Raw genomic sequence first — 5,222 nt, forward strand, 5'->3', positions numbered from 1 at the left:
CTCTTCCCCTCCCCCTTGTCCCCCGCGTCCTGACCTCGCCGAGCGGGGGACAACGCAGGCTCGCCGACGGGATCTCGCTGCGCTTTTCGCCACTCGGCATCGGAGGAGAGGGAAGAGGGGTAACGGGGCTCTCGGGCGGCCACGGTCCTGGCCGGGAGTGTCCGGTGCGCGGCCGGAGGGTGTCTCCTGGGCCGGGAATCGCGCGGCCTACGGTGTGGGGACCGACCCGAAGGAGCGTCACGATGCCCAGAGCTTCCTCCCCGCGCGAGCGCCGCCCCGTCTCCGCAGCCGCACCGTCTCCCCCGCCCGCGCCCGGATCCGCATCCGCGCCCGCTCCCGAGACCGCGGCCGCGCCGGTCTGCATCATCGGGGCCGGACCCGCAGGCCTCGCCGTCGCCCGCGCCCTCGCCGAGCGCGGCATCCCCTACCGGCACCTCGAACGCCACAGCGGTGTCGGCGGGCTCTGGGACATCGACGCGCCCGGCACCCCCATGTACGAGTCCGCGCACTTCATCTCCAGCCGCACGGTCTCCGGCTTCAGCGGCTATCCCATGCCCGACGACTACCCCGACTATCCCGACCACCGGCAGATCCTCACCTATCTGCGTGGCTTCGCCGACGCCTACGGCCTCACCGAGCGGATCGAGTTCGGCGCCGAGGTCGCGAGCGTGGAGCGCGCCGGCACGCTCTGGGAGGTCAGCCTCGCCGACGGCACCGTCTCCCGGCACCGGGCCGTGGTCGTCTGCACCGGCAGCCAGTGGCACCCGTACTCACCCGAGATCCCCGGTGACTTCACCGGTGAGGTGCGGCACAGCGTCGAATACCGCAGCCCGCAGGAGTTCGCGGGCAAGCGGGTGCTCGTCGTCGGCGGCGGCAACTCCGGCTGCGACATCGCGTGCGACGCGGCCCGCACCGCGGACACCGCGGCGATCAGCCTGCGACGCGGCTACTGGTTCATCCCGAAGCACGTCTTCGGCCTGCCCTCCGACATCGTCGGCGGCAAGGGCTCGTTCCTGCCGAAACCCCTGGAGCGCGCCATCCTGCAGCCCATCCTCCGGCTCCTCAACGGCGATCCCACTCGGCTCGGCCTGCAGCGACCCGACCACAAGCTCTTCGAGACGCACCCGGTCGTCAACTCGATGCTGCTGCACCACCTGCAGCACGGCGACATCCACGCCCGCCCGGGCATCCGCACCACCTCGGGCAGCACCGTCGAATTCACCGACGGCAGCCGCGAGGAGTTCGACCTGATCCTGCTCGCCACCGGCTACCAGCATCGCGTGCCCGTCGCCCAGCGCTACTTCGGCGACGAGCAGCACCCCGATCTCTACCTCAACTGCTGCTCGCGCGAGCACCCCGGCCTCTACGGCGTCGGCTTCATCGAGACGAACAGCGGCGCCTACCAGCTCTTCGACCGGCAAGCGCACCTCATTGCGGGCTACCTCGACGACCAGGCCAGCCGCCCCGCCGCGGCACGTGCCTTCGCCGAACGGATCCGCACCGACCGCCCCGAGCTGTCTGGCGGCCTCCGCTTCGACGCCTCGCCGAGGCACCGCGGCTACGTCGACTCCGACGCCTACGTGAAGCACATCGAGCGGCTCGCGAAGCGGCAGGGCTGGCCTCTCTCCGGCAGGCCACCGGCTGCCGCAGCCACCCCGGCCCGCGCACGTGCGGGGGTCCCGGCATGAGCTATGACTACCGCGACCGCGTGATCGTGGTCACCGGCGGCGCAGGAGACATCGCGGGAGCATTCATCGTCCCGGCGGCGGCGCGCGGCGCACGCATCGCCGTGGTCGACATCCGCGGTGAGCAGGCCGAGCGCGCCGCCGCCGCCCTGCCAGGCGCAGCCCACCGCGGCTACGCCTGCGACCTCACCGACGAGGCCGCGGTGCGCGGGCTCGTCGAGCGCCTCGCGGCCGACCACGGACGCATCGACGTCCTCGTCAACAACGTCGGTATGACGAGCTCCGAACGCTTCGACGAGCGCTCGGTCGAGAGCATCCGCACGGAGATCGAGGTCAACCTGCTCTCCCCGCTGGTGCTCACGCGGCTCGCGATCCCCCTGCTGCGCGCCTCCCGCGACCCGCGCGTCATCACGACGGTGTCGCTCGGGGGCATCTTCCCGCTCGGCGAGACCCCCATCTACACGGCGTCGAAGTTCGGCCTGCGCGGCGCCATGCTCTCCATCGGCCTCGACCTCGCGGGCAAGGGAATCCGCGCGGGCTCGGTGCTGCCCTCCGCCACGGACACGCGCATGCTGCGGCAGGAGGCCATCGACGGCGGCAACTCCTTGCAGTTCCAGGATCCGCCTCAGCCGCCCGAGTCGGTCGCACGCGCCATGATGCGACTGCTCGACCGCCCGCGGCTGGAGGCGTACCCGCGGGTCTCGGAGTCACTGCTGGTGCGCTTCGCGATGCTCATGCCGAATGCGCTGCCGCGGCTCATGCGGCTCTTCCGGCGACGCGGCGAACGCGGCATGGCACGCTTCCTCGCGGAGCTGGAGCGCGACGGCAAGGTGCGCCGGGAGGACGGGACACTGGTGCTCGCGGAGGTGGAGCGATGACGGAGTCGGCCTTCGTGACCGCGGGCCGTTCGTCGCTCGAATCGGTGCCGTACCGTCGTCCGGCAGGCGGCGCCCCCCCCCGGCCGAGCAATCCCTCTCCCGTGCGGAGGCGCGACCCCGCGATCCGCTGCGCAACCGCGGGAATCAGGCGGTGACGCGCACCACGCCGCGCATCTCGGGGTGGATGGAGCAGTCGTAGGCGAACTCGCCGCTCTCCCCGAAGAGGTGCGTGTAACTGCCCGAGACCATGAGCTCGCTCACGAAGCTGCCGTCCTCGGCGACCACGTCGTGCTCGGCGGTGCCCTCGAAGACCCAGCGCACCGCCTGGCCACGCGTGATCTCCACCTCGGCCGGCTCATAGCGGTTGTCGACCACCGTGACCGTCACCGCGGCCTTCACCTCGTCGTCGGAGGGCACCGGTTCGGGCTTCTCGGGCGTGCATCCGGCCAGCGCCGCTACGGCCCCGATCCCGAGCACCCCGGCGAGGCCGCCCAGCACTCCGCGTCGCGACAGCTCCATGACTCCTCCTCCGGCTCTCAGTGGCGGTGCAGTGCTCGCGCCGCATCCGTGATCGCGCCCGTCATCGACGGGTAGACGGCGAAGGCCGAGGCCACCTGGTCGACCGTCAGCCGGTGCTCCACCGCGAGCGCCAGCGAGAAGATCAGCTCGCTCGCCCGGTGCGCCACGATCACGCCGCCGATCACCGTGCCCGAGGCCTTCCACGCGAACAGCTTCACGAAGCCGTCGGTGAAGCCGATCATCTTCGCGCGCGGGTTCACGCTCAGCGGCACCGTGTGCGTGACGTGCTGCGCGAGATCCGAGGCCTCCGCCAGCGTGCGCTCATTCCAGCCCACCGTCGCGATCTCCGGGTAGGTGAAGACGTTCGCCGCGACATTGCGCAGCTCGATGGGCCGCACGAAGTCGCCCAGCGCGTGCATGATCGCCGTGTGCCCCTGCATCGACGCCACCGAGGCGAGCGGGAAGAAATCCGTGCAGTCGCCCGCCGCGTAGACGGAGGGCACATTCGTTCGCGCCACCTTGTTGACCCGGATGTGGCCGCTCTCGGTGAGCGCGATGCCCGCCTCCTCCAGGCCGAGGCCCGCCGTGTTCGGCACGGAGCCGACCGCCATGAGGCAGTGCGACGCCTCCACCGTGCGCCCGTCCGCCAGGGTGACCAGCACCCCCGTCTCGGTGCGCACCACCGACTCCGCGCGCGACTTCGACATGACGCGCATGCCGAGCCGCTTGAACTCCCGCTCGATCACGGCCGCCGCGTCTGGATCCTCGCCGGGCAGCACCTGCTCGCGGCTCGACACCAGCGTCACCTCGGCGCCCAGGGTGCGGTAGGCGTTCGCGAACTCGGCGCCCGTCACCCCCGAACCCACCACCACGAGGTGCTCCGGGATCGCCGGCAGATCGTAGAGCTGCTTCCAGCTGAGGATCCGCTCGCCGTCTGGCTTCGCCGAGTCGAGCTCGCGGGGACTCGCCCCCACGGCCACCACGATCGTATCCGCCTCGATGCGGTCGAAGTCGGTGCCGCCCGCCGCAGTCGACACCAGCACGGCGTTCGGCCCGTCGAGCCGGCCCTCGCCCTGCACCACGCGCACCCCCGCGTCCTCCAGCGAGCGCAGCATGTCGACCGACTGGGCGCCGGCCATCGCCATCAGCCGCTGGTTCACCGCCGCGAGATTGACCGCGATCTCCGGGCGCACCGGCTTGCCGTCGCCGCCGGGCACGAAGGCCTGCACGCCGAGCCTGCCGCCGTCCCGCACGGCCTGCACGCCGCCCGCCGTCGCGATGAGGCTCTTCGACGGCACGACGTCGGTGAGGACCGCGGAGCCGCCGACGCCGGCACGCTCCACCAGAGTCACCTCGGCCCCCAGCTGCGCCCCCGCGAGCGCCGCCTCGTACCCGCCCGGACCGCCGCCGAGCACCGCGATGCGATGCTTCCGTTCATACGCTTTCGCCATGCCCACCAGTCTACGGGGATGACTGAGCGCGGCTCTGCGTCCGCCCTCGCCGCGCGCGGCGCCGCTCAGTGCCTGCGCGGGCAGGCGTTGCGGCAGGCCTGCTGACAGGTGCCGGGCCAGCGCTTCTCGAGCCGGCGGTCGAGCGCCGCCCAGTAGCTCTGCATCACCGGGCTCGTGCGGGCCCCCATCCAGAGCTGGATGTTGCGCACCGCCTCGCTGTCCGCCCACAGCCACTCGTCGAACCATGCGTCCACGGCGCTCGCGAGCGCCTCGCCGCGACGACGGCCGAGGCCCGGCCGCGGGCTCTCCTCCCGCTGCTCGCGGACCAGCCAGGTCACGCCCACGTGTGCCGGGACCGGCAGCGGCTCGATCTGCATCTCCGCGAAGACCTCGACGAAGACGCGCCCGTAGGCGTCCTCGGGCAGCGCGCGCAGCCAGGCACGCAGTTCCTCGAGGTCGGAGGCGTCGCCCGCCGCCAGGACGCAGTCGATCCCGGCGGGATCGAGCACGGAGACCGCCTCGGGCTCGCCGCCGGGCTCGGGCGTCACGGGATCTGGGGTCACGCCTCCATATTAGGTCATGCTTACCTACATCGGAAGATTTTTTCCGGCGTGATCAGCCGGCACCCAGCCGGGCGTCGCCGCCGCTCTCCGGAGCACTGCGCAGCAGTCCCGACGCCAGGCCCGCCC

Annotated in this window: 5 protein-coding genes; 2 read left to right on the forward strand and 3 right to left on the reverse strand. The window is 72.0% G+C overall.

The window, feature by feature from the left end; translation table 11 throughout:
* Positions 1 to 242: 242 nt before the first annotated feature.
* Positions 243 to 1,688 (forward strand): flavin-containing monooxygenase, encoded by a 1,446-nt coding sequence (locus B4915_RS00005; protein WP_105803843.1) that lies wholly within the window; start codon positions 243 to 245, stop codon positions 1,686 to 1,688.
* Complete coding sequence (locus B4915_RS00010) at positions 1,685 to 2,563, forward strand: SDR family NAD(P)-dependent oxidoreductase (RefSeq protein WP_105803844.1); 879 nt, start codon at positions 1,685 to 1,687, stop codon at positions 2,561 to 2,563. Before B4915_RS00005 ends, B4915_RS00010 begins: the two co-directional genes overlap by 4 nt.
* 144 nt (positions 2,564 to 2,707) lie before the next feature.
* On the opposite strand, the gene B4915_RS00015 is transcribed toward B4915_RS00010, so the two are convergent.
* From B4915_RS00015 to B4915_RS00025, 3 genes are all read right to left on the reverse strand, one after another.
* Positions 2,708 to 3,082, reverse strand: coding sequence for a cupredoxin domain-containing protein (locus tag B4915_RS00015; protein ID WP_105803845.1), 375 nt, complete (start codon positions 3,080 to 3,082; stop codon positions 2,708 to 2,710).
* 17 nt (positions 3,083 to 3,099) lie between these two features.
* Positions 3,100 to 4,533, reverse strand: coding sequence for an NAD(P)H-quinone dehydrogenase (locus B4915_RS00020; protein ID WP_105803846.1), 1,434 nt, complete (start codon positions 4,531 to 4,533; stop codon positions 3,100 to 3,102).
* Positions 4,534 to 4,598: 65 nt separating this feature from the next.
* Positions 4,599 to 5,096 (reverse strand): SIP domain-containing protein, encoded by a 498-nt coding sequence (locus B4915_RS00025; RefSeq protein ID WP_105803847.1) that lies wholly within the window; start codon positions 5,094 to 5,096, stop codon positions 4,599 to 4,601.
* Positions 5,097 to 5,222 lie beyond the last annotated feature (126 nt).

The sequence above is a fragment of the Leucobacter massiliensis genome (genome assembly GCF_002982315.1).
GTDB classification, from domain to species: Bacteria; Actinomycetota; Actinomycetes; order Actinomycetales; family Microbacteriaceae; genus Leucobacter; species Leucobacter massiliensis.